At 71.7% G+C, this 22147-nt stretch carries 22 protein-coding genes and 5 tRNA genes; 22 read left to right on the forward strand and 5 right to left on the reverse strand.

The window, feature by feature from the left end:
* Positions 1-81 precede the first annotated feature (81 nt).
* The 8 genes from ACZ6EG_RS25950 (at position 82) to ACZ6EG_RS25985 (ending at position 3795) form a co-directional block, all read left to right on the forward strand.
* Entirely contained in the window at positions 82-867 is a 786-nt protein-coding gene (locus ACZ6EG_RS25950; RefSeq protein ID WP_469608004.1) for a fumarylacetoacetate hydrolase family protein, read from the forward strand.
* A complete protein-coding gene (gltX, locus tag ACZ6EG_RS25955) occupies positions 860-2344 on the forward strand; it encodes a glutamate--tRNA ligase (protein WP_469608007.1) in 1485 nt (494 codons plus the stop codon). The genes ACZ6EG_RS25950 and gltX overlap by 8 nt, the downstream gene beginning before the upstream one ends.
* 98 nt (positions 2345-2442) lie before the next feature.
* Positions 2443-3177 carry an HAD family hydrolase gene (locus tag ACZ6EG_RS25960; RefSeq protein WP_391971853.1) on the forward strand — a complete coding sequence of 245 codons (735 nt, stop codon included), beginning with the start codon at positions 2443-2445 and terminating at the stop codon, positions 3175-3177.
* Positions 3178-3268: 91 nt separating this feature from the next.
* A tRNA-Gln gene (locus ACZ6EG_RS25965) sits at positions 3269-3340 on the forward strand.
* 39 nt (positions 3341-3379) lie between these two features.
* Positions 3380-3452: transfer RNA gene (locus ACZ6EG_RS25970), tRNA-Glu, on the forward strand.
* Positions 3453-3514: 62 nt separating this feature from the next.
* A tRNA-Glu gene (locus ACZ6EG_RS25975) sits at positions 3515-3587 on the forward strand.
* Positions 3588-3607: 20 nt separating this feature from the next.
* A tRNA-Gln gene (locus ACZ6EG_RS25980) sits at positions 3608-3679 on the forward strand.
* Between the two features lie 43 nt (positions 3680-3722).
* Positions 3723-3795, forward strand: a tRNA-Glu gene (locus ACZ6EG_RS25985).
* Between the two features lie 158 nt (positions 3796-3953).
* Here the strand turns inward: ACZ6EG_RS25985 and ndgR are convergent.
* Positions 3954-4670, reverse strand: a complete 717-nt coding sequence (ndgR, locus tag ACZ6EG_RS25990) for an IclR family transcriptional regulator NdgR (protein WP_053137572.1) — start codon at positions 4668-4670, stop codon at positions 3954-3956.
* A 195-nt stretch (positions 4671-4865) separates the two neighbouring features.
* Here ndgR and leuC point away from each other — a divergent pair, with 195 nt between their 5' ends.
* The 4 genes from leuC to ACZ6EG_RS26010 all read left to right on the forward strand — a co-directional run bounded on the left by leuC (position 4866) and on the right by ACZ6EG_RS26010 (position 8198).
* Positions 4866-6296 (forward strand): 3-isopropylmalate dehydratase large subunit, encoded by a 1431-nt coding sequence (gene leuC / locus ACZ6EG_RS25995; protein WP_469608011.1) that lies wholly within the window; start codon positions 4866-4868, stop codon positions 6294-6296.
* 5 nt (positions 6297-6301) lie between these two features.
* On the forward strand, positions 6302-6895 hold the full coding sequence (leuD, locus tag ACZ6EG_RS26000; protein WP_391971850.1) for a 3-isopropylmalate dehydratase small subunit: 594 nt from the start codon (positions 6302-6304) through the stop codon (positions 6893-6895).
* A 275-nt stretch (positions 6896-7170) separates the two neighbouring features.
* On the forward strand, positions 7171-7401 hold the full coding sequence (locus ACZ6EG_RS26005; protein ID WP_356610537.1) for an SCO5555 family protein: 231 nt from the start codon (positions 7171-7173) through the stop codon (positions 7399-7401).
* A gap of 137 nt (positions 7402-7538) precedes the next feature.
* Positions 7539-8198 carry an HU family DNA-binding protein gene (locus ACZ6EG_RS26010; protein ID WP_391971849.1) on the forward strand — a complete coding sequence of 220 codons (660 nt, stop codon included), beginning with the start codon at positions 7539-7541 and terminating at the stop codon, positions 8196-8198.
* A 117-nt stretch (positions 8199-8315) separates the two neighbouring features.
* Here ACZ6EG_RS26010 and ACZ6EG_RS26015 read toward each other — a convergent pair whose 3' ends face one another.
* The gene (locus ACZ6EG_RS26015) at positions 8316-8519 is read right to left on the reverse strand and encodes a hypothetical protein (RefSeq protein WP_053137586.1); all 204 of its coding nucleotides are present in this window, start codon (positions 8517-8519) and stop codon (positions 8316-8318) included.
* A 9-nt stretch (positions 8520-8528) separates the two neighbouring features.
* Positions 8529-9167, reverse strand: coding sequence for a 2-phospho-L-lactate guanylyltransferase (cofC, locus tag ACZ6EG_RS26020; protein ID WP_469608017.1), 639 nt, complete (start codon positions 9165-9167; stop codon positions 8529-8531).
* A gap of 143 nt (positions 9168-9310) precedes the next feature.
* Here cofC and ACZ6EG_RS26025 point away from each other — a divergent pair, with 143 nt between their 5' ends.
* The 3 genes from ACZ6EG_RS26025 (at position 9311) to ACZ6EG_RS26035 (ending at position 12497) form a co-directional block, all read left to right on the forward strand.
* Positions 9311-10162, forward strand: coding sequence for a lysophospholipid acyltransferase family protein (locus ACZ6EG_RS26025; RefSeq protein WP_391971847.1), 852 nt, complete (start codon positions 9311-9313; stop codon positions 10160-10162).
* Positions 10159-11169 (forward strand): NAD(P)H-dependent glycerol-3-phosphate dehydrogenase, encoded by a 1011-nt coding sequence (locus ACZ6EG_RS26030; protein WP_383645817.1) that lies wholly within the window; start codon positions 10159-10161, stop codon positions 11167-11169. The genes ACZ6EG_RS26025 and ACZ6EG_RS26030 overlap by 4 nt, the downstream gene beginning before the upstream one ends.
* A 158-nt stretch (positions 11170-11327) precedes the next feature.
* Entirely contained in the window at positions 11328-12497 is a 1170-nt protein-coding gene (locus ACZ6EG_RS26035; RefSeq protein WP_469608021.1) for a D-alanine--D-alanine ligase family protein, read from the forward strand.
* A gap of 241 nt (positions 12498-12738) precedes the next feature.
* On the opposite strand, the gene ACZ6EG_RS26040 is transcribed toward ACZ6EG_RS26035, so the two are convergent.
* The gene (locus ACZ6EG_RS26040; RefSeq protein WP_053137604.1) at positions 12739-12972 is read right to left on the reverse strand and encodes an Lrp/AsnC family transcriptional regulator; all 234 of its coding nucleotides are present in this window, start codon (positions 12970-12972) and stop codon (positions 12739-12741) included.
* Positions 12973-13199: 227 nt separating this feature from the next.
* Between ACZ6EG_RS26040 and ACZ6EG_RS26045 the strand changes: the two genes are divergently transcribed.
* Together ACZ6EG_RS26045 and thiD are read left to right on the forward strand one after the other, a co-directional pair.
* Positions 13200-14168 carry a thiamine-phosphate kinase gene (locus ACZ6EG_RS26045; RefSeq protein ID WP_356610543.1) on the forward strand — a complete coding sequence of 323 codons (969 nt, stop codon included), beginning with the start codon at positions 13200-13202 and terminating at the stop codon, positions 14166-14168.
* Positions 14165-14968 carry a bifunctional hydroxymethylpyrimidine kinase/phosphomethylpyrimidine kinase gene (gene thiD, locus ACZ6EG_RS26050; protein WP_469608026.1) on the forward strand — a complete coding sequence of 268 codons (804 nt, stop codon included), beginning with the start codon at positions 14165-14167 and terminating at the stop codon, positions 14966-14968. Before ACZ6EG_RS26045 ends, thiD begins: the two co-directional genes overlap by 4 nt.
* 184 nt (positions 14969-15152) lie before the next feature.
* On the opposite strand, the gene rpmB is transcribed toward thiD, so the two are convergent.
* Positions 15153-15338 (reverse strand): 50S ribosomal protein L28, encoded by a 186-nt coding sequence (rpmB, locus tag ACZ6EG_RS26055; protein ID WP_003993230.1) that lies wholly within the window; start codon positions 15336-15338, stop codon positions 15153-15155.
* 267 nt (positions 15339-15605) lie between these two features.
* Between rpmB and ACZ6EG_RS26060 the strand changes: the two genes are divergently transcribed.
* The 5 genes from ACZ6EG_RS26060 to ACZ6EG_RS26080 all read left to right on the forward strand — a co-directional run bounded on the left by ACZ6EG_RS26060 (position 15606) and on the right by ACZ6EG_RS26080 (position 22103).
* Positions 15606-17324, forward strand: a complete 1719-nt coding sequence (locus tag ACZ6EG_RS26060; protein ID WP_469608029.1) for a DAK2 domain-containing protein — start codon at positions 15606-15608, stop codon at positions 17322-17324.
* 60 nt (positions 17325-17384) lie between these two features.
* Complete coding sequence (recG, locus tag ACZ6EG_RS26065) at positions 17385-19601, forward strand: ATP-dependent DNA helicase RecG (RefSeq protein ID WP_391971843.1); 2217 nt, start codon at positions 17385-17387, stop codon at positions 19599-19601.
* Between the two features lie 162 nt (positions 19602-19763).
* On the forward strand, positions 19764-20351 hold the full coding sequence (gene rsmD / locus ACZ6EG_RS26070; RefSeq protein ID WP_391971842.1) for a 16S rRNA (guanine(966)-N(2))-methyltransferase RsmD: 588 nt from the start codon (positions 19764-19766) through the stop codon (positions 20349-20351).
* Positions 20352-20374: 23 nt separating this feature from the next.
* The gene (coaD, locus tag ACZ6EG_RS26075) at positions 20375-20854 is read left to right on the forward strand and encodes a pantetheine-phosphate adenylyltransferase (RefSeq protein ID WP_356610547.1); all 480 of its coding nucleotides are present in this window, start codon (positions 20375-20377) and stop codon (positions 20852-20854) included.
* A 142-nt stretch (positions 20855-20996) separates the two neighbouring features.
* Positions 20997-22103, forward strand: coding sequence for a cell division initiation protein (locus tag ACZ6EG_RS26080; RefSeq protein WP_469608034.1), 1107 nt, complete (start codon positions 20997-20999; stop codon positions 22101-22103).
* The last annotated feature ends 44 nt before the right edge of the window (positions 22104-22147 follow it).

The raw sequence follows: 22147 nt of genomic DNA on the forward strand, positions 1-22147 counted from the left end.
CGATGCGCGAGGCGCCCGCCCTGTGCCGCGTTAGCCTGGAGCGTCAGACTCCAGCCAGCTCAGCAAGGGGCCAAGCAACCCGTGCGCATCGCCAGGTTCTCCATCGACGGGAACGTCGCCTTCGGCGCGGTCGAGGGCGACCAGCCGGACCAGCTCGTCCTCGACATCATCAAGGGCATCCCGTTCGCGGACTTCGAGCTCTCCGGCACCAAGGTGCCCCTGAGCAAGGTGCGGCTCCTGCCGCCCGTCCTCCCCAACAAGGTCGTCGCCTTCGGCCGCAACTACGCCGAGCACGCCCGCGAACTCGGCAACGAGGTGCCCGACGCCCCGTTCGCCTTCTTCAAGCCGTCCACCTCGGTCATCGGGCACGGCGACGCCATCCAGTACCCCTCCTTCTCCGAGGAACTGCACCACGAGGCCGAGCTCGCCGTCGTCATCGGCCGCATGTGCCGCGAGGTCCCGCGCGACCGCGTCAAGGACGTGATCTTCGGCTACACCTGCGCCAACGACGTCACCGCCCGCGACGTGCAGCGGCGCGAGAAGCAGTGGGCCAGGGCCAAGGGCTTCGACTCCTCCTGCCCGCTGGGCCCCTGGGTGGAGACGGACCTCGCCCTCGCCGCCGCGGCCGACCTGACCATCCAGCTCACGGTCAACGGCACCCAGCGCCAGCTCGGCCGCACCAGCGAGATGATCCACTCCATCGAGGACCTGATCGTCAACATCTCCGAGGCCATGACGCTGCTGCCCGGCGACGTGATCCTCACGGGCACCCCGGCCGGAGTCGGGCCCCTGCACGTCGGCGACGAGGTCGCCGTCACCATCGAAGGCATCGGCACTCTCACCAACAAGGTTGTCAAGCGTGGCTAGCGCACCCACCCCAGCAGTCCGTGTCCGTTTCTGCCCCTCGCCCACCGGCAACCCCCATGTGGGCCTGGTCCGCACCGCCCTGTTCAACTGGGCCTTCGCCCGGCACCACCAGGGCACCCTGGTCTTCCGCATCGAGGACACCGACGCGGCCCGCGACTCCGAGGAGTCGTACCAGCAGCTCCTGGACTCGATGCGCTGGCTGGGCTTCGACTGGGACGAGGGCCCCGAGGTCGGCGGCCCGCACGCGCCGTACCGCCAGTCGCAGCGCATGGACATCTACAAGGACGTCGCCGCCAAGCTGCTCGACGCCGGCCACGCCTACCGCTGCTACTGCTCCCAGGAGGAGCTGGACACCCGCCGCGAGGCCGCCCGCGCCGCGGGCAGGCCGTCCGGCTACGACGGCCACTGCCGCGACCTGAGCGACGCCCAGGTCGAGGAGTACACGGCGCAGGGCCGCGAGCCGATCGTCCGCTTCCGGATGCCCGACGAGACCATCACCTTCACGGACCTCGTCCGCGGCGAACTGACCTTCACCCCGGAGAACGTCCCGGACTACGGCATCGTCCGCGCCAACGGCGCCCCCCTCTACACGCTGGTCAACCCGGTCGACGACGCGCTGATGGAGATCACCCACGTCCTGCGCGGCGAGGACCTGCTCTCCTCCACCCCGCGCCAGATCGCCCTGTACAAGGCGCTGACCGAGCTGGGGATCGCCAAGGAGACCCCCGCCTTTGGGCACCTGCCGTACGTCATGGGGGAGGGCAACAAGAAGCTCTCCAAGCGCGACCCGCAGTCGAGCCTGAACCTCTACCGGGAGCGCGGCTTCCTCCCCGAGGGCCTGCTCAACTACCTCTCCCTGCTCGGCTGGTCGCTCTCCGCCGACCAGGACATCTTCTCGATCGAGGAGATGGTCGCGGCCTTCGACGTCACCGACGTCAACCCCAACCCGGCCCGCTTCGACCTCAAGAAGTGCGAGGCGATCAACGCCGACCACATCCGCATGCTCGACGTGAAGGACTTCACCGAGCGCTGCCGCCCGTGGCTGAAGGCGCCCGTGGCCCCCTGGGCGCCGGAGGACTTCGACGAGGCCAAGTGGCAGGCGGTCGCCCCGCACGCGCAGACCCGCCTGAAGGTCCTCTCCGAGATCACGGACAACGTCGATTTCCTCTTCCTGCCGGAGCCGGTCACCGACGAGGCGAGCTGGGCGAAGGCCATGAAGGAGGGCTCGGACGCCCTGCTGCGCACCGCCCGCGAGAAGCTCGACGCGGCCGACTGGACGTCCCCCGAGTCCCTCAAGGAGGCCGTCCTGGCCGCCGGCGAGGCACACGGCCTCAAGCTCGGCAAGGCCCAGGCCCCCGTCCGCGTCGCCGTCACCGGCCGCACCGTCGGCCTGCCGCTCTTCGAGTCCCTGGAGGTCCTGGGCAAGGAGAAGGCGCTGACGCGGATCGACGCGGCGCTCGCGAGGCTGGCGGCCTGACGCCCGCACCCCGTGACAGGGGCGGCACCCGGACCCCGGGGGCCGCCCCTTCGTCGTACCGGCGGACAGGCCCCCGGCCCGCGCGTTACCGTCGGATCATGAGCATCCGCGCCGTGGTCTGGGACGTCGACGACACCCTCTTCGACTACACCACCGCCGACCGCGAGGGCATGCGCGCCCACCTGGTGGCGGAGGGACTGCTCGCCGGCCACGGCGGGGCCGAGGAGGCCCTCGTGCGCTGGCGGGAGATCACCGAGCAGCAGTGGGGCCGGTTCGCGGCCGGGGAAGTCGACTTCGTCACACAGCGGCGCGACCGCACCCGCGTCTTCCTGGGCCGGCCGGAGCTGACGGATGCCGAGGCCGACCACTGGTTCCAGCGCTACGTCACGCACTACGAGGCCGCCTGGTCCCTCTTCCCGGACGTCCTGCCCGTCCTCGACGCCCTCGCCGAGAGCCACCGGCACGCCGTGCTCTCCAACTCCAGCCTCGTCGTCCAGGACCGCAAGCTGCGCGTGCTCGGCGTCCACGACCGCTTCGAGGCCGTCCTGTGCGCCGCTGAGCTGGGCGTCTCCAAGCCCGAGCCCGACGCCTTCCTGGCGGCGTGCGACGCCCTCGGCCTCCCGCCGCACGAGGTGGCCTACGTCGGAGACCACCCGGAGATCGACGGACGCGGCGCCGCGGACGCCGGGCTGCTCTCGGTGTGGATCGACCGGGGCGGCGTGTACGCGACCGTCGACCCGCCGACCGGCCCGCGCCGCATCGCCTCCCTCGCCGAACTCCCCGCCCTCCTCGGTGCCGATACTCGTTTTGGAGCCCCGTCCACCTTCGGGTAATGTTCTTCCTGCGCCGCCGGAGAGCGGGCCGAAAGGCCGGTAACCGGAAGCGCAAAGCTAGAACAGAGCCCCACAGGGGCTTGCGTTCCAGTGGCCTATGGTGTAATTGGCAGCACGACTGATTCTGGTTCAGTTAGTCTTGGTTCGAGTCCAGGTAGGCCAGCTCGCAGAGCTCATCTGCGCCGCGGAGATCATCCGCAAAGCCCCCGTTGTGTAGCGGCCTAGCACGCTGCCCTCTCAAGGCAGTAGCGCCGGTTCGAATCCGGTCGGGGGTACAGATCCTTCCCGCGGGGACGGTCAGGGTAGCTCCCGCCGACCTCGATGCAGGATCGCTAGGGCCCCCGTTGTGTAGCGGCCTAGCACGCCGCCCTCTCAAGGCGGTAGCGCCGGTTCGAATCCGGTCGGGGGTACAAACTGGTCTAAACCACATTGGTCTATGGTGTAATTGGCAGCACGACTGATTCTGGTTCAGTTAGTCTAGGTTCGAGTCCTGGTAGACCAGCTCGGATCTGCGGAGTGCGGTATTCAGCGCCTGCAAGATCCTCGCCCCCGTTGTGTAGCGGCCTAGCACGCCGCCCTCTCAAGGCGGTAGCGCCGGTTCGAATCCGGTCGGGGGTACGAGTCTCAAGGGGGCTCCCGTTCACACGGGAGCCCCCTTCGGCGTTCCCGGACCCGTGCCGTAGTCGACGGCCCCGCGCGACGAGGGCTTCGGCATGCGCGGAGCGGGCCCGCCGCGGCGTTGGGGCGGGCCCGCTCCGGTCGCGTACGAGGCGAGGTCAGCCGGTGCGGCGCAGGGCCTCGGAGAGCCGGCCGGCGGCGTCGATGATCGCCTGGGCGTGCATCCGGCCCGGGTGGCGCGTGAGGCGCTCGATGGGGCCGGAGACGGACACGGCGGCCACCACGCGGTTGGAGGGGCCGCGCACGGGCGCGGAGACGGACGCGACGCCCGGCTCCCGCTCGCCGATGGACTGGGCCCAGCCGCGCCGCCGCACCCCGGAGAGCGCCGTCGCCGTGAAGCGGGCGCCCTGCAGCCCGCGGTGGAGGCGCTCGGGCTCCTCCCAGGCCATCAGGATCTGCGCCGAGGACCCGGCCTTCATGGTGAGCGTGGAGCCGACCGGGACCGTGTCCCTGAGGCCCGACAGACGCTCGGCCGCGGCCACGCAGATGCGCATGTCGCCCTGGCGGCGGTAGAGCTGGGCGCTCTCGCCCGTGACGTCCCGGAGGTGGGTGAGCACCGGGCCGGCGGTGGCGAGCAGACGGTCCTCGCCGGCCGCCGCGGCCAGTTCGGCCAGGCGCGGGCCGAGGATGAACCGGCCCTGCATGTCGCGCGCCACCATACGGTGGTGTTCCAGCGCCACGGCCAGGCGGTGGGCCGTGGGTCGTGCCAGTCCGGTCGCCGCGACCAACCCCGCGAGGGTGGCCGGACCGGACTCCAGAGCGCTCAGGACGAGGGCCGCCTTGTCCAGAACGCCGACGCCGCTACTGTTGTCCATGCAACGATACTCCCGTCTCACTCTGTGAAACGCAAGTTCAATTTTCCGTGGAACCCGCCACTCTTGATGGCAAGAAGTCACAACGGCCCGTGACGAAAGGGCCTGGCGGCGGTTGCCCGGATACAGGGGTGCGGGCGTCGTCTCCTCAAGATCTCTAGTTGGGTCGGCGCCTTGTCGCCGGCCGGAGGGAAAGCGATGGGTAGGACACTCGCGGAGAAGGTCTGGGACGACCACGTCGTCCGGCGCGCCGAGGGCGAGCCCGACCTCCTCTTCATCGATCTGCACCTGCTGCACGAGGTGACCAGCCCGCAGGCCTTCGACGGCCTCCGCAAGGGCGGCCGCCCGGTGCGCCGGCTCGACCTGACCATCGCCACCGAGGACCACAACACCCCGACGCTCGACATCGACAAGCCCATCGCGGACCCGGTCTCCCGGGTCCAGCTGGAGACGCTGCGCAAGAACTGCGCGGACTTCGGCGTCCGGCTGCACCCGCTGGGTGACGTCGAGCAGGGCGTCGTGCACGTCGTGGGCCCGCAGCTGGGACTGACCCAGCCCGGCACCACCGTGGTCTGCGGTGACTCGCACACCTCCACGCACGGCGCGTTCGGCGCGCTGGCCTTCGGCATCGGCACCTCCCAGGTCGAGCACGTGCTGGCCACCCAGACGCTGCCCATGGTCCGCCCGAAGACCATGGCGATCACCGTCAACGGCGCGCTGCCGGACGGGGTCACGGCCAAGGACCTCATCCTGGCGATCATCGCGAGGATCGGCACGGGCGGTGGCCAGGGCTACGTCCTGGAGTACCGCGGCGAGGCCATCGAGAAGCTGTCGATGGAGGCCCGCATGACCATCTGCAACATGTCGATCGAGGCCGGCGCCCGCGCGGGCATGATCGCCCCCGACGAGACCACCTTCGCCTACCTCCAGGGCCGCCCGCACGCCCCCGAGGGCGCCGACTGGGACGCGGCCGCCGAGTACTGGAGGACGCTGCGCACGGACGACGACGCCGAGTTCGACGCCGAGGTCGTCATCGAGGCCGCCGAGCTGTCGCCGTTCGTCACCTGGGGCACCAACCCGGGGCAGGGCGCACCGCTTTCCGCCGCCGTCCCCGACCCGGCTTCGTACGTGGACGCCTCGGAGCGCTTCGCCGCCGAAAAGGCGCTGGAGTACATGGGGTTGGAGGCCGGACAGCCGCTGCGGTCCATCAAGGTGGACACCGTCTTCGTAGGTTCCTGCACCAACGGCCGCATCGAGGACCTGCGGGCCGCCGCCGAGATCGTGCGGGACCGCAAAGTCGCCGACGGCGTACGCATGCTGGTCGTCCCCGGCTCCGCGCGGGTGGGCCTGCAGGCCGTCTCGGAGGGGCTGGACGTGGTCTTCAAGGAGGCCGGGGCCGAATGGCGGCACGCGGGCTGCTCGATGTGCCTGGGCATGAACCCGGACCAGCTCGCCCCCGGTGAGCGCTCGGCGTCCACCTCCAACCGCAACTTCGAGGGACGGCAGGGCAAGGGCGGCCGCACCCACCTGGTGTCGCCGCAGGTCGCGGCCGCGACGGCGGTCCTGGGCCACCTGGCCTCCCCGGCCGACCTGTCCGCCGCCGACGTCCCCACGCCCGCTGGAGTCTGAGAGTCATGGAAGCATTCACCAAGCACACCGGCCGGGCCGTCCCGCTGCGCCGCAGCAACGTCGACACCGACCAGATCATCCCCGCCCACTGGCTCAAGAAGGTGACGCGGGACGGATTCGAGGACGGGCTGTTCGAGGCCTGGCGCAAGGACGCGTCCTTCGTCCTCAACCAGCCCGAGCGGCAGGGTGCGACCGTGCTGGTCGCCGGCCCCGACTTCGGCACCGGTTCCTCCCGTGAGCACGCCGTCTGGGCTCTGCAGAACTACGGCTTCAAGGCCGTGATCTCCTCCCGCTTCGCCGACATCTTCCGTGGCAACTCGCTGAAGAACGGCCTGCTCACGGTGGTCCTCGACCAGAAGACCGTCGACGCGCTGTGGGAGCTGACCGAGCGGGACCCCCAGGCCGAGATCACCGTCGACCTCGAGGCCCGCGAGGTGCGCGCCGAGGGCGTCACCGCCTCCTTCGAGCTGGACGAGAACTCCCGCTGGCGGCTGCTGAACGGGCTGGACGACATCTCGATCACCCTCCAGAACGAGCCGGAGATCGCCGCGTACGAGGCCAAGCGGCCGTCGTTCAAACCGCAGACGCTCCAGGTGTGAGCCCGGGGCCTCCACGGAGGCCCCGCAAGGTCGAGTTTCGGCCACCCGACACCCCCGCCGTACCCCCGATCGGACCGATCGGGGGTACGGCTGTTTTCGGGGCCGGTCCCGGCCGGGTGAGCCGGACGAGTCCGTCAACGTCCCACGTTAGAGGCGTGGTTGCCGGGGTAGGCAGGTAGTGGAGGCGCGCCTTCCGGGGGCGCCCAGGAGGCCGTTCGAGGCGGCAGTTGCCCCCTGCGCAGGCGACAACTCGCCCCAGATGGCACAATCTGTGCATGGACCACGACGGCCAACTCGAGCTCTATACGGCGGTCGCGGTCCGGCTCAAGGAAGCGCACACAAGAGTGCGCGCACTGCAAGTCCCGGAGGGCGTACGGATGGCGCTGACCCGGAAGCTGCTGGTCATTACGGCCGCGGCCAAACACGATCTCGCCGGTGCGGCAGGGCGCCTGGATCGGTTCATCGCGGACCTCGACGAGGGGCGATTCCCCGACGAGGAAGGCTGAATGAGCCGGGACCGCCCGAGTCCGTTGCGGCACAAGGGTGATTAGCCCGTTTCGTGTTTGATTTGCGGTATATATCTGCCTAACGTGCGAAAAAGCTTGAACACATTCGTTCTGGCGATGTCTCCGAAGGGGAAGACGTGAACAAGGCGCAGCTCGTAGAAGCGATTGCCGACAAGCTGGGCGGCCGACAGCAGGCCGCCGACGCTGTCGACGCGGTCCTGGACGCCCTCGTCCGTGCAGTGGTCGCGGGTGACCGGGTCTCGGTCACCGGCTTCGGTTCCTTCGAGAAGGTCGACCGTCCGGCCCGCTACGCCCGCAACCCGCAGACGGGCGAGCGGGTTCGGGTCAAGAAGACCTCCGTACCCCGCTTCCGTGCTGGTCAGGGCTTCAAGGACCTGGTGAGCGGCTCGAAGAAGCTCCCGAAGAACGACATCGCGGTCAAGAAGGCTCCCAAGGGCAGCCTGTCCGGCCCGCCGCCCACCATCTCCAAGGCCGCGGGCAAGAAGGCCGCCGCCAAGAAGGCCACGGGCGCCGCGAAGAAGACCACGGGCGCGGCCAAGAAGACGACCGCGGCGGCGAAGAAGACCACGGCGAAGAAGACCACGGGCGCGGCGAAGACGGCGACGGCGAAGAAGGCCCCCGCCAAGAAGTCCCCCGCCAAGACCACCACCGCGGCGGCCAAGAAGACCACGGCGAAGAAGGCCCCCGCGAAGAAGGCGACGGCCACGAAGGCTCCCGCCAAGAAGTCGACCGCGCGCAAGACCACCGCCAAGAAGGCCACCGCCCGCAAGAAGTAGCAGCACGCGGCCGGCGGCGTCCGGCAGGCGGACGGGCACAGGGCACATACGCGCCGGGCCGGACTCCCTCACGGAGTCCGGCCCGCGGCGTGTCCGGCGGTCACAAGGTCCGGAGCCTCAGAAGGTCTGGAGCGTCACCAGGGTGATCCGGCGGTCGGCGCCCGCGCCCTCGCTCTCGACGCGGACCCGCTGACCGGGTCGCAGCAGTCTCAGGCCCCCCGCGTCGAACGCCGCCGCGTCGAAGGGCACCGGAGTGCCGTCGTCCAGCAGCACCTGCCCGCTGCGGCTCTCGGGGTCGTACGTGTACGCGGTCGCCTGCATGCCCGCAGCCTACTGCCCGGCGATCAGCAGCCGCGCCGCGACCGCGGCCGTCCGGGGCCCCACGCCCAGCACCAGCGCGGTGCGCAGATCGTCGCCGGTGTCGACGTCCTGCCGTACGGAGTCCACCGAGTCGAGGCGCAGTTCCGCGGCGCCGGACGCGCGGTGACGGACCCGGGAATCCGGACCGAAAGCGGGGGCCAGTTCACGGCCCGGCGCGGCGGCCAGCAGGGTGGTGCCGATTCCCGCCGCGTCCGGGAGAAAAGCGCGCGGGAATTGCGCGGCCGCCGTCAGTACCCGCGTCAATTCCGCCGGGCGAAGTGCGGGGAGATCGGCGTTGAGCGCGGCCACCGGGCTTGTGGGGTGTGCGGCCCGGACGAACGCCGCCCCGTGCGCCAGCGCGGCGTTGAGCCCGCTGCCCGGCTCGTCCGGAACGACCCCGGCGCCCAGTTTCGCCAGGGCCCGCCCCGCCCGCGCGTCATCCGTGACTACTGCCACATCCGCCACCGCCGGGCAGGCCAGCGCGGCCGCCACCGTGTCCTGTGCGAAGGCGAGCGCGAGACCGGGCCGAACCCCGTCGTGCGCGGTGTCGGACAGCCTGCTCTTGGCCCGGGCGAGGGGCTTCACGGGTACGACCAAGGTCCACTGCACGAGCGTTCCGTCCTTCTCTCGTCGCCGCCATTGTCACCCGGGAGACCTGGCGGTTCACTCGCCGGGGCGTACGGTGTTCTCGACAGACGGGCGGCCCGGGGCGACACTTGTCCGGCCCCAGGCCCTGGAGGAGAGGTGTCAGCGTGCCCCGCCGCAGAATCGGCTTCTGGTACCGCTTCGCCGCGGTGATCTGCAAACCTCCGCTGGTGGTTCTGATCAAGCGGGACTGGCGGGGAATGGAGAACATTCCGGCCGACGGTGGATTTATCACCGCCGTGAACCACAATTCGCACGTCGACCCCTTCGCGTACGCGCACTACCAGTACAACACCGGCCGCGTCCCACGATTCCTGGCGAAGAGCGGACTCTTCCGGAAGGGCTTCGTCGGCGCCGCGATGCGGGGCACCGGACAGATCCCCGTCTACCGCGAGAGCACGGACGCGCTCAGCGCCTTCCGGGCCGCGATCGACGCCGTGGAGCGCGGCGAGTGCGTCGCCTTCTACCCCGAGGGCACGCTGACCCGCGACCCGGACGGCTGGCCGATGACCGCCAAGACCGGTGCCGCGAGGGTCGCCCTGCAGACCAAGTGCCCGGTGATCCCGGTCGCCCAGTGGGGCTGCAACGAACTGCTGCCGCCGTACGCGAGGAAGCCGAACCTCCTCCCGCGCAAGACCCATCGCGTGGTCGCGGGCCCGCCGGTCGACCTGTCGCGGTTCTACGACCAGGAGATGACCGCGGACGTGCTGAAGGAGGCCACCGAGGTCATCATGGCCGCCATCACCCGCCAGCTGGAGGAGATCCGCGGCGAGAAGGCCCCCGACACGCCCTACGACCCGCGCCGCGAGCGGATCGAGCAGCGCCGCCGCACGCAGGCGCAGTCGGGGACGGCCGAGATGGGGACCGCCCGGACGAGGACGGCCCGGACGAGGACGGCCCGGGCGCGGGCGGCACAGGCACCGACGCACGGGCAGCAGGCAGAAGGGCAGAGCGCGTGAGCAACCCCGTCAAGGCGGCCGTCTTCGGCACCGGATCGTGGGGCACGGCCTTCGGCATGGTGCTCGCCGACGCGGGATGCGACGTCACCCTGTGGGGTCGCCGCGCCGAACTCGCCGAGGCCGTCAACTCCACCCGGACCAACCCGGACTACCTGCCCGGGGTGGAACTCCCCGCCGGCCTGCGGGCCACCACCGACGCCGCCGAGGCCGCGCGCAACGCCGACTTCACGGTCCTGGCGGTCCCGTCCCAGACCCTGCGCGCCAACCTCGCCGACTGGACGCCCCTGCTGGCGCCCGGCACGGTCCTGGTGTCCCTCATGAAGGGCGTCGAACTCGGCTCCGCGATGCGGATGAGCGAGGTGATCGACGATGTCGCGAAGGTCGGCGCCGAGCGCATCGCCGTGGTCACCGGACCCAACCTGGCGCGGGAGATCGCCGCCCGGATGCCGGCCGCCGCCGTGGTCGCCTGCCCCGACGACTCCGTCGCCCAGCGCCTCCAGACCGCCTGCCACACCCCGTACTTCCGCCCGTACACCAACACCGACGTCGTCGGCTGCGAGCTGGGCGGCGCCGTGAAGAACGTGATCGGGCTGGCCGTCGGCATCGCGGACGGCATGGGCCTCGGCGACAACGCGAAGGGTTCGCTCATCACGCGCGGTCTCGCCGAGACCACCCGCCTCGGGGTCGCCCTCGGCGCCGACCCGCTGACCTTCTCCGGACTGGCCGGGCTCGGCGACCTGGTGGCGACCTGCTCCTCGCCGCTGTCCCGCAACCACACCTTCGGCACCAACCTCGGCAAGGGCATGACCCTCCAGGAGACCATCGCGGTCACCCGGCAGACCGCCGAGGGCGTCAAGTCCTGCCAGTCGGTGCTGGATCTGGCCCGCGGGTACGGCGTCGACATGCCCATCACCGAGACGGTCGTCGCGATCGTCCACGAGGGGAAGGCCCCGGTGGTGGCGGTCAAGGAGCTGATGTCGCGCAGCGCCAAGCCGGAGCGGCGCTGAGCGGTACCACAACGGCGGCGACCCCGGGGCCCCCGGCGACACTGAGCGATGCCGGATCGACGCTGAGCGACCCCGCCGAGCCACCCGGGCGACGCCCGCGCCACGCGGCCCCGCCGACGCTGTCTCGCGGCACCGCGGGCGGGTACTCTCAACGCGATATGAGCACCGAGAACCTCCCCCAGAGCCCCGAGCAGAGCCCGGAGCAGCCGCCTCGCAAGCCGCGTGTGGCCGTCGTGTTCGGCGGGCGCAGCTCCGAACACGGGATCTCCGTGGTCACCGCCGGCGCCGTCCTCGCGGCCATCGACCGCACGAAGTACGACGTCCTGCCGATCGGCATCACCCGCGACGGGCGGTGGGCCCTGACCGCCGACGAACCGGAGCGCATGGCGATCAGCGACCGCCGCACGCCGGACGTCGAGGACCTGGCCGAGTCGACCGAGGGCGGCGTGCTGCTGCCCGTCGACCCCGCGAACCGCGAGGTCGTCTACAGCGAACCCGGCTCGGTGCCCAAGGCGCTGGGCGAGGTCGACGTCGTCTTCCCGGTGCTGCACGGCCCGTACGGCGAGGACGGCACCCTCCAGGGCCTGCTGGAGCTGTCCGGTGTGCCCTACGTCGGCTCGGGTGTGCTCGCCTCGGCCGTCGGCCAGGACAAGGAGTACATGAAGGCGGTGTTCGCCTCCTACGGGCTGAAGGTCGGCCCGTACGTGGTGATCCGGCCGCGGGAGTGGGAGCAGGACCGTTCCGCCGCCCGCAGGAAGCTCGTGGACTTCGCCGGGGAGCACGGCTGGCCGCTCTTCGTGAAGCCCGCGCGCGCCGGTTCCTCCATCGGCATCACCAAGGTCGAGGACCCCTCCGGACTCGACGAGGCGATCGAGGAGGCCCGGCGCCACGACCCGAAGATCCTGGTCGAGGCGACGCTGCGCGGCCGGGAGATCGAGTGCGGGGTGCTGGAGTTCGAGGACGGTCCCCGGGCGTCCGCCCCCGCGGAGATCCCGCCGCCCTCGGAGCACGCGTACTACGACTTCGAGGCCAAGTACATCGACTCCACGCCCGGCGTCGTGCCCGCCCCGCTCACGCCCGAGGAGACCGCCGAGGTCCAGCGGCTCGCCGTGGCGGCGTTCGACGCGGCCTCCTGCGAGGGTCTGGTGCGCGCGGACTTCTTCCTCACCGAGGACGACGAGTTCGTGATCAACGAGATCAACACGATGCCCGGCTTCACGCCGATCTCCATGTACCCGCAGATGTGGCAGGCAAGCGGCGTGAGCTACCCGGAGCTGGTGGACCGGCTGGTCCAGGCGGCGCTGCGGCGGTCCACGGGCCTGCGCTGACCGCTTCCGCGCGTGCACGACGAAGAAGGCGACCCCCTCGGGGGTCGCCTTCTCGCAGTATGATCAGCGGGTTTCCCCAGTCGGCCGCCCGCTGTCCGCAGGTGGCAGTGGCTTGTCCGCGTTCCGCCACAGCTGGTGACCGACGCGCCCGGGACGGGAACCGCCGCCGACGCGCTGTCGTCTGCTGAGGAGCAGCCGACGGCGGCGATCAGCGGTACGGGAGCGAGTGGGCGGAAGGGGGCTAGAGATGAACGACCGGACAGGTCAGCGTACGCGTGATGCCGTCCACTTGCTGGACCTTGGCGACCACCATGCGACCCAGGTCGTCGACGGTGTCGGACTGCGCGCGCACGATGACGTCGTAGGGTCCTGTCACGTCCTCGGCCTGGATCACTCCAGGGATCTTGCTGATCGTCTCGGCGACGGTCGACGCCTTGCCGACCTCCGTCTGGATCAGGATGTACGCCTGTACCACGGAACCTCCAGAGCGGCCACGAGGATCATGTGGGGAAAAGGAACGCCACGGTATCGCGTCGCCGCTCTCCGCGGGGAGACCCGCGGGGTGGCGGCCTCACGAGCCGTGCCGCCGCAACGACACGAGTTGACGATCACCCCGACCGCGGTGACGGTCATTTCGACCGTAACGAGGACAGAGATGACGCGCGACCGGACACGGACAGGGACAGAAGGGGAGCCAAGGCAATGAAGGGCACTGTTGGTGAGCTCGGGGAGTTCGGGCTCATCAGGGAGCTCACCTCCCGTCTCACCACCACGCCGGCGGTCCGGGTGGGCCCCGGCGACGACGCCGCGGTGGTGGCCGCGCCCGACCGCAGGGTGGTGGCCAGTACCGACATCCTCGTCGAGGGGCGGCACTTCCGCCGGGACTGGTCCACCGCGTACGACGTGGGCCGCAAGGCGGCGGCGCAGAACCTCGCCGACATCGCCGCCATGGGTGCCGTGCCGACCGCGCTGCTGCTCGGCCTGGTCGTGCCCGCCGAACTGCCGGTGGCCTGGCCGACCGAGCTGATGGACGGACTGCGCGACGAGTGCCAGGTCGCGGGCGCCTCCGTGGTCGGTGGCGACGTGGTGCGCGGCGACACGATCACCGTCTCCATCACCGCGCTCGGCGACCTGCGCAACCAGGAACCCGTCACCCGGGGCGGCGCCCAGCCCGGTGACCTCGTCGCGGTGACCGGCTGGCTCGGCTGGTCCGCGGCCGGGTTCGCGGTGCTGTCCCGCGGCTTCCGCTCGCCGCGCGCCTTCGTCGAGGCCCACCGGCGTCCCGAGCCGCCGTACCACGCGGGCCCGGCCGCCGCGGGGCTCGGTGCCACCGCGATGTGCGACGTGAGCGACGGACTGATCGCCGACCTGGGTCACATCGCGGAGGCCAGCAAGGTCAGGATCGACGTCCGCTCCGGCCAGATCGACATCCCGTCCCAGATGAACGACATCGGACAGGCCGTCGGCGTCGACCCGATGCAGTGGGTGCTCACCGGGGGAGAGGACCACGCGATCGTGGCCACCTTCCCGCCGGACGTGAAGCTGCCCGCCCGCTGGAAGGTCATCGGTGAGGTCCTCAACCCCTCCGCGCTGCCCCAGGTGACCGTCGACGGGGCGCCCTGGACCAGCAAGGGCGGCTGGGACCACTTCGGGGACGAGGTCGAGGCATGAGGCCGCCCCTGGTCCTGACCGTGGCCGGCTCCGACTCGGGCGGCGGTGCCGGCATCCAGGCCGACCTGAAGACGATGCTCGCCCTCGGCACCCACGGCATGAGCGTGCTCACCGCGGTGACCGCGCAGAACTCCCTCGGGGTGCAGGGCGCCTGGGAGCTGCCCGTGGCGGCCGTGCGGACCCAGTACCGCAGCGTCGTGGACGACATCGGCGTCCAGGCGGTCAAGACCGGCATGCTCTCCTCCGCGGAACTGGTCGAGACCGTCGCCGAATTGATCGGCGGCACGGACGCCCCGGCGGTCGTCGACCCGGTCGGCGTCTCCAAGCACGGGGACGCGCTGCTCGCCGCCTCCGCCCTGGACTCCGTACGCACCAAACTGCTGCCGGTCGCCACCGTCGCCACGCCCAACCTCGACGAGGTCGCCCAACTCACCGGCGTCCGCGTCGAGTCGGACGCCGATCTGCGCCGGGCCGCGGCGGCCGTCCTGGAGTACGGGCCGCGCTGGGTGCTGATCAAGGGCGGTCACCTGCGCGGGGACGCCGTGGACCTGCTCACCGACGGCTCCGAGGGGCACTGGCTGCGCGCCCCGCGCCTGGACAACCGGCACACGCACGGCACCGGCTGCACCCTCGCGTCGGCCGTCGCCTGCGGGCTGGCCAAGGGGCAGCCGGTACCGGAAGCGGTCGCGGCGGCCAAGGCCTACGTCACCGGGGCCATCGGAGCCGGCTTCGCGCTCGGCGGCGGCATCGGACCGGTCGATCACGGATGGGCGCTCCGCCGGGACACCTCCCGGGCCTGACGCCCGAAGCGGCCTCCTCCACGACCGACCGGGGAGGCCGTCGCCGGTCGACCGCGACGAGGCCGCGGCTCAGCCGCTCCGGCAGGGCCCGGTCCGTGCGGGGACGGCAAAAAGCCGGCCCACACGAGGTGGACCGGCTTTGTGCAGCGGACCAGGCAGTGGCCGCGCGCTCAGCTGAGACGCGTCAGCGCGAGACCTTGCCGGCCTTGATGCACGAGGTGCAAGCGTTCACGCGCTTCGGCGTCCCGCCGACCACGGTACGCACACGCTGGATGTTCGGGTTCCAGCGACGAGACGTACGGCGGTGCGAGTGCGAGATGTTGTTGCCGAAGCCCGGCCCCTTGCCACAGACGTCGCAGTTGGCAGCCACGGGTCACTCCAAAGACTTCAGATGCACTTACGGTTGATCCCGGCATGCCGGGAACAAGAACTCGGAGTCGCGAACGATCCGGGATCTGAGTGGCGGTGCCAGGGGGATGGCCCGATCGGGATCGGGCAACCGGAGCAGCATACAACGGCTGCTCCCGTACAACGAAACTACCACGGCAGCTCAGGGGGCCGGCCCCGGCCCTCCACCGGCCGGACCCCCGCGAAGGTCTACGCTGCCGACCACGTCCAGCAGCTCAGGGAGGCGCAGGTGGCGCAGGTGCCGCAGAGGTTCTTCGACGCTCTGGCGGTACGCACCTGGTGCGGTCTTTCGCTGGAGGCACTCGGGCGGGCGCGTGAGGAGATCGACGCGATCAACGTCTACCCGGTCGCCGACGGGGACACCGGCACCAACCTGTACCTGACCGTGGAGTCGGCCGTGGCCGCCGTGGAGGCGGTCTTCGCCGCGCACGCGGTGGACGCCGGGGCGCGGGAGGCGGGCGACGGACCCTCGCTGCCCGAGACCGTGGGCGCGATGGCGCACGGCGCGCTCATCGGCGCCCGGGGCAACTCCGGGACGATCCTCGCGCAGCTGCTGCGCGGCATGGCCCAGGTGCTCACCGCCCGGGGTGAAGCCGCTCACACCGACGGCCAGGGCCTGCGCCTGGCCCTGCGGCACGCGGCCGAATCCGCCCGGCAGGCCGTGGCCCACCCGGTCGAGGGCACCGTCCTGACCGTCGCCTCGGCCGCCGCCGACGCGGCCGACGGGACGGAGGGCGACTGCGCGGAGGTGGCCCGCGCCGCCTACGAGGGCGCCGGCCGGGCGCTCGCCGAGACCCCGGGCCGGCTGCCCGTCCTGCGGCGCGCCGGAGTCGTCGACGCCGGCGGACGCGGCCTCGTGACGCTCCTCGCGGCCCTGGTGGAGACGTTCACGGGCCGCGCACCCGACCCCGGAGCGGCCGTCGCGCCGCTCGCGCGCGTGACGCACGACGCCGAGGTCCTCGCGGGCGAGCACGCCGGAGGAACCGCCGCGGGCGAGTGCGCCGCGGAGGAGGACGCCGGGAACGGGCCCGCCTTCGAGGTGATCTACCTGCTGGAGGCGGAGGACGCGACCGTGGCACGGCTGCGGCAGCGGCTCGACGCCCTCGGGGACTCCCTCGTCGTCGTCGGCGGCGACGGCCTCTGGAACGTCCACGTGCACGTCGACGACGCGGGCGCCGCCGTGGAGGCGGGCGTCGAGGCCGGGCGGCCGTACCGCATCCGGATCACCCACTTCGGGCACGGGGACGTGCACACCACCGGGAGCGGGCGCCCGCCACAGGAGCGCACCCAGCGCGCGGTGGTGGCCGTCGTGCCGGGGGAGGGACTCGCCGGGCTGTACGCCGAGGCCGGCGCGACCACCGTGCTCGCGCGCCCGGGGGAGCCGCCCGTCAGCGGGGAGCTGGTCCAGGCCGTACGGCGGGCGCACGCGCGCGAGGTCGTGCTGCTGCCCAACGACGTCGAGCTGCGCCACACCGCCGCCGCGGCGGCCGAACAGGCCCGCACCGAGGGCGTCCGGGTGGCCCTGATCCCGACCCGCTCCGCCGTCCAGGGCATCGCCGCGCTCGCCGTGCACGAGCCCGGGCGGCGCTTCGACGAGGACGTGGTGGCGATGACCTCGGCGGCCGGCGCCACCCGCTACGCCGAGGTCGCCGTCGCCGAACGGCAGTCCTGGACCACGGCCGGCATCTGCCAGGCCGGTGACGTGCTCGGCCTCGTCGACGGTGACGTGGCCGTGATCGGCGCGGACGTCACGGTGGTCGCCGTGACCGTCCTGGACCGCATGCTCGCGGCCGGCGGCGAGCTGGTCACCCTCGTCCTCGGCGACGAGGCCCCCGAGACCGTCGCCGCCCACCTGGAGGCCCGCGTCCGCGAGGCGTACCTCGCCGTCGACACCGTGGTCTACCGGGGCGGCCGGCAGGGCGCGCCGCTGCTCATCGGCGTGGAGTAGCAGGCCCGTCCCCGGCGTTCGCGGGGAGGTGCGAGGTCATTGTCAGTGGCGTGGTGTGCAATGGATCTCGTGCCCGCACTGCGAGAACCCCTGAAGAAGGTGCTCGGCCCCGCCACCGCGAAGGTGATGGCCGAGCACCTCGGCCTGCACACCGTCGGCGACCTCCTCCACCACTACCCCCGCAGATACGAGGAGCGCGGCCAGCTCACCCACCTCGCCGACCTGCCGATGGACGAGCACGTCACGGTCGTCGCCCAGGTCGCCGACGCCCGCCTGCACACCTTCGCCTCGTCGAAGGCCCCGCGAGGCAAGGGACAGCGCCTGGAAGTGACCATCACGGACGGCCACGGCCGCCTCCAGCTGGTCTTCTTCGGCAACGGCGTGCACAAGCCGCACAAGGAGCTCCTGCCGGGCACCCGGGCGATGTTCGCGGGCAAGGTCTCCGTCTTCAACCGCCGGCTCCAACTGGCCCATCCGGCGTACGAGTTGCTGCACGGCGGTGACGACGACGACCCGGCCGAGAGCGTCGAGTCCTGGGCGGGCGCCCTCATCCCCCTCTACCCGGCCACCGCCAAGCTGGAGTCCTGGAAGATCGGCAAAGCGGTCCAGACGGTGCTGCCCAGCGCGCAGGAGGCCCTCGACCCCCTCCCCGACTCCCTGCGCGAGGGCCGGGCGCTGGTCTCCCTCCCCGAGGCGCTCCTGAAGATCCACCGCCCGCACACCAAGGCGGACATCGACGACGCCCGCGCCCGCCTGAAGTGGGACGAGGCCTTCGTCCTCCAGGTCGCCCTCGCCCGCCGCCGCCACGCCGAGACCCAGCTCCCCGCCGTCCCCCGCAGACCCCGTCCGGACGGCCTGCTCACCGCCTTCGACGACCGCCTCCCCTTCACCCTGACCGACGGCCAGCAGAAGGTCTCCCGAGAGATCTTCGACGACCTGGCCACCGACCACCCGATGCACCGGCTGCTGCAGGGAGAGGTCGGCTCCGGGAAGACGATGGTGGCCCTGCGCGCCATGCTCGCCGTCGTCGACGCGGGCGGACAGGCCGTGATGCTGGCGCCCACCGAGGTGCTCGCCCAGCAGCACCACCGGTCGGTCGTCGAGATGATGGGCGAGCTGGCCGAGGGTGGCATGCTCGGCGGCGCCGAGCACGCCACCAAGGTGGTGCTGCTCACCGGCTCGATGGGCGCCGCCGCCCGCCGCCACGCCCTGCTCGATTTGGCCACCGGCGAGGCCGGCATCGTCATCGGCACGCACGCGCTGATCGAGGACAAGGTGCAGTTCCACGACCTGGGACTCGTCGTCGTCGACGAACAGCACCGCTTCGGCGTGGAGCAGCGCGACGCCCTGCGCGGCAAGGGCAAGCAGCCCCCGCACCTGCTCGTCATGACCGCCACGCCGATCCCGCGCACCGTCGCGATGACGGTCTTCGGCGACCTGGAGACCTCCGTCCTGGACCAGCTCCCGGCCGGACGTTCGCCGATCGCCAGCCACGTCGTCCCGGCCGCCGACAAACCGCACTTCCTGGCCCGCGCGTGGGAACGCGTCCGCGAGGAGGTGTCGGGCGGCCACCAGGGGTACGTCGTCTGCCCCCGTATCGGCGACGAGGACGAGGCACCGAAGAAGGGCTCCGAGCGGCCCGCCGACGGCGACGCGGAGAAGCGGCCCCCGCTGGCCGTCCTCGACGTCGCCGAGCACCTGGCGAAGGGACCGCTCCAAGGCCTGCGCGTCGAGGTCCTGCACGGCCGCATGCAGCCCGACGACAAGGACGCGGTCATGCGCCGCTTCAGCGCCGGGGAGACCGACGTCCTGGTCGCCACCACCGTGATCGAGGTCGGCGTCAACGTCCCCAACGCCACCGCGATGGTGATCATGGACGCCGACCGCTTCGGCGTCTCCCAGCTGCACCAGTTGCGCGGCCGCGTCGGCCGGGGCTCGGCCCCCGGGCTGTGTCTGCTGGTCACCGAGATGCCCGAGGCGAGCCCGGCACGCCAGCGCCTGGCCGCCGTGGCCGGCACCCTCGACGGCTTCGAGCTCTCCCGCATCGACCTCGAACAGCGCCGCGAGGGCGATGTCCTCGGCCAGGCCCAGTCCGGCGCCCGCACCTCGCTGCGGGTCCTCGCCGTCATCGAGGACGAGGAGATCATCGCCGAGGCGAGGGAGGAAGCGGCGGCGGTGGTGGCCGCCGACCCGGAGCTGACCGGCCTGCCCGCCCTCCGGACGGCCCTGGACGCCCTGCTGGACGAGGAGCGGGAGCAGTACCTGGAAAAGGGCTGAAGGCTCCCGCCCCGAGGGACGCGGGCACCGCACGACCGGCCGCGACGGACCCGCGCCCGCCGCGCAGCACGAGCCACCCACCCCTCTCGCCTGCCAGACTGAACGGAACACCCACCCAGGAACACCACCCAGGAACACCCACCCCACGACCAAGGACCCAAGATGACCCGCGTGATCGCCGGCATCGCCGGCGGACGTCGCCTGGCCGTCCCGCCGGGGACCGGCACCCGGCCCACCTCCGACCGCGCGCGCGAGGGCCTCTTCTCCACCTGGCAGTCCCTGCTCGGCGGCCCGCTGGACGGCGAGCGGGTCATCGACCTGTACGCCGGGTCCGGCGCCGTCGGCCTGGAGGCGCTGTCCCGGGGCGCCGGGCACGTCCTGCTCGTCGAGGCCGACGCCCGCGCCGCCCGCACCGTCCGGGAGAACGTGAAGGCGATCGGCCTGCCCGGCGCCGAGGTCCGGGCGGGCAGGGCGGAACAGATCATCCGCACCCCGGCCCCCGCCGAGCCGTACGACATCGTCTTCCTGGACCCGCCGTACGCCGTCTCCGACGACGATCTTCGGGAGATCCTCCTCACACTCCGTACGGAGGGGTGGCTCACCGGGGACGCGCTCGTCACCGTGGAGCGCAGCACCAGGGGCGGCGATTTCCGGTGGCCGGACGGCTTCGAAGCGATCCGGGCCCGTCGCTACGGCGAGGGAACGTTTTGGTACGGTCGCGCCGCCTCTACGTGCGAAGACGCACGATGACACCGGAGAGCGAGGGAACTCAAGTGCGCCGCGCCGTCTGTCCCGGGTCGTTCGACCCGATCACCAACGGACATCTCGACATCATCGCCCGTGCCTCCAGCCTCTACGACGAGGTCTACGTCGCGGTGATGATCAACCAGGCCAAGAAGGGCCTGTTCGAGATCGAGGAGCGGATCGACCTCATCCGCCAGGTCACCGCCGAGTACGGGAACGTGCGCGTGGAGTCCTTCCACGGCCTCCTCGTCGACTTCTGCAAGCAGCGCGAGATCCCCGCCATCGTCAAGGGCCTGCGCGCGGTCAGCGACTTCGACTACGAGCTGCAGATGGCCCAGATGAACAACGGCCTCTCGGGCGTGGAGACCCTCTTCATACCGACCAACCCCACCTACAGCTTCCTGTCGTCCTCCCTGGTCAAGGAGGTCGCCACCTGGGGCGGCGACGTCTCCCACCTGGTCCCGCCGCTGGTCCTCGACGTCCTCACCGAGCGCCTGAAGAAGGACTGAGAGCGCCCCGCACAAAACCCGAGCGCACCTCTCGCGGGCCCCGGGGACTGACAACCCGTCACCCGGTGTCCCCGGGAGACCGCAGGGTCGTACAGTCGTCCCGTCCGTCTCCAACACAGCTGTAGAGAGTGGCGAGCACACGGTGGACGTGCAGAAGAAGCTCGACGAGATCACCGCGATGGTCTCCGGCGCCCGCGCCATGCCCATGTCGGCCTCGTGCGTGGTCAACCGCGCCGAACTGCTCTCCCTGCTGGAGGACCTGCGGGCCGAGCTGCCCGGCTCCCTCGCCCAGGCCCAGGAGCTGATCGGCGACCGCGAGCACTTGGTCGCCCAGGCCCGCCAGGAAGCCGACCGGATCATCGAGAGCGCGCACGCCGAGCGCGGTTCGCTGATCTCCGACACCGAGGTCGCCCGCCGCTCCCAGGCCGAGGCCGACCGGATCCTCGCCGAGGCCCGCCAGGAGGCCGAGGAGGTCCGCGCCGAGGCCGACGACTACGTCGACTCCAAGCTCGCCAACTTCGAGGTGGTCCTCACCAAGACCCTCGGCTCCGTCGGCCGGGGCCGCGAGAAGCTGCTCGGCACCGGACCCGGCCTCGACGAGAACGGCTACGAGGACGAGGACGCCCCCGAGCGCAGCCACGACCCGGAGACCCTGCGCCGCGACGCCGACACCTACGTGGACACCAAGCTCGGCGCCTTCGAGGCGGTGCTGGCCAAGACCCTGGACGCCGTCGGCCGCGGCCGCCAGAAGCTGCACGGCCGGATCGCCAGCGACGACCTCGGTGCCCTCGCCGACGACGCCACCACCGTCCAGCACTCCAGCGACGCCGACTACCTCGCCGGCCTCGCGGCCCTCCCGGACGCCCCCGCCGAGCAGCCCCGGCAGCGCGAGTACGGCGAGCAGCAGCCGGCGGCGGCCCAGGCCGTGCCGGAGGTGCCGGTGCAGCAGCCCGCGTACGGCTACGCGCAGCAGCAGCCCGACCCGTACGCGGACTACCAGCAGACCTACGGCGGCCAGCAGGACCCGTACGGCTACCAGCAGCAGACCGACGCCTATGCCTACCAGGGCTACGAAGCCCACCAGCAGGCGTACGACGGACAGCAGGGCTACGCCCAGCCCCAGCAGCCGCAGCAACCCCCGCAGCCTCCTCAGGCTCAGCCGCAGGCCCTCGACGAGACCAGCCTCTTCGACACCAGCATGATCAGCGCCGAGCAGCTGCGGGCCTACGAGCAAGGACGCGGTCTCTAGGGCCGTCGGCCGCAGGGGTCCGGATTGGGCCGACAGCGCATGGT

The sequence above is a fragment of the Streptomyces sp. NPDC041968 genome (genome assembly GCF_055589025.1).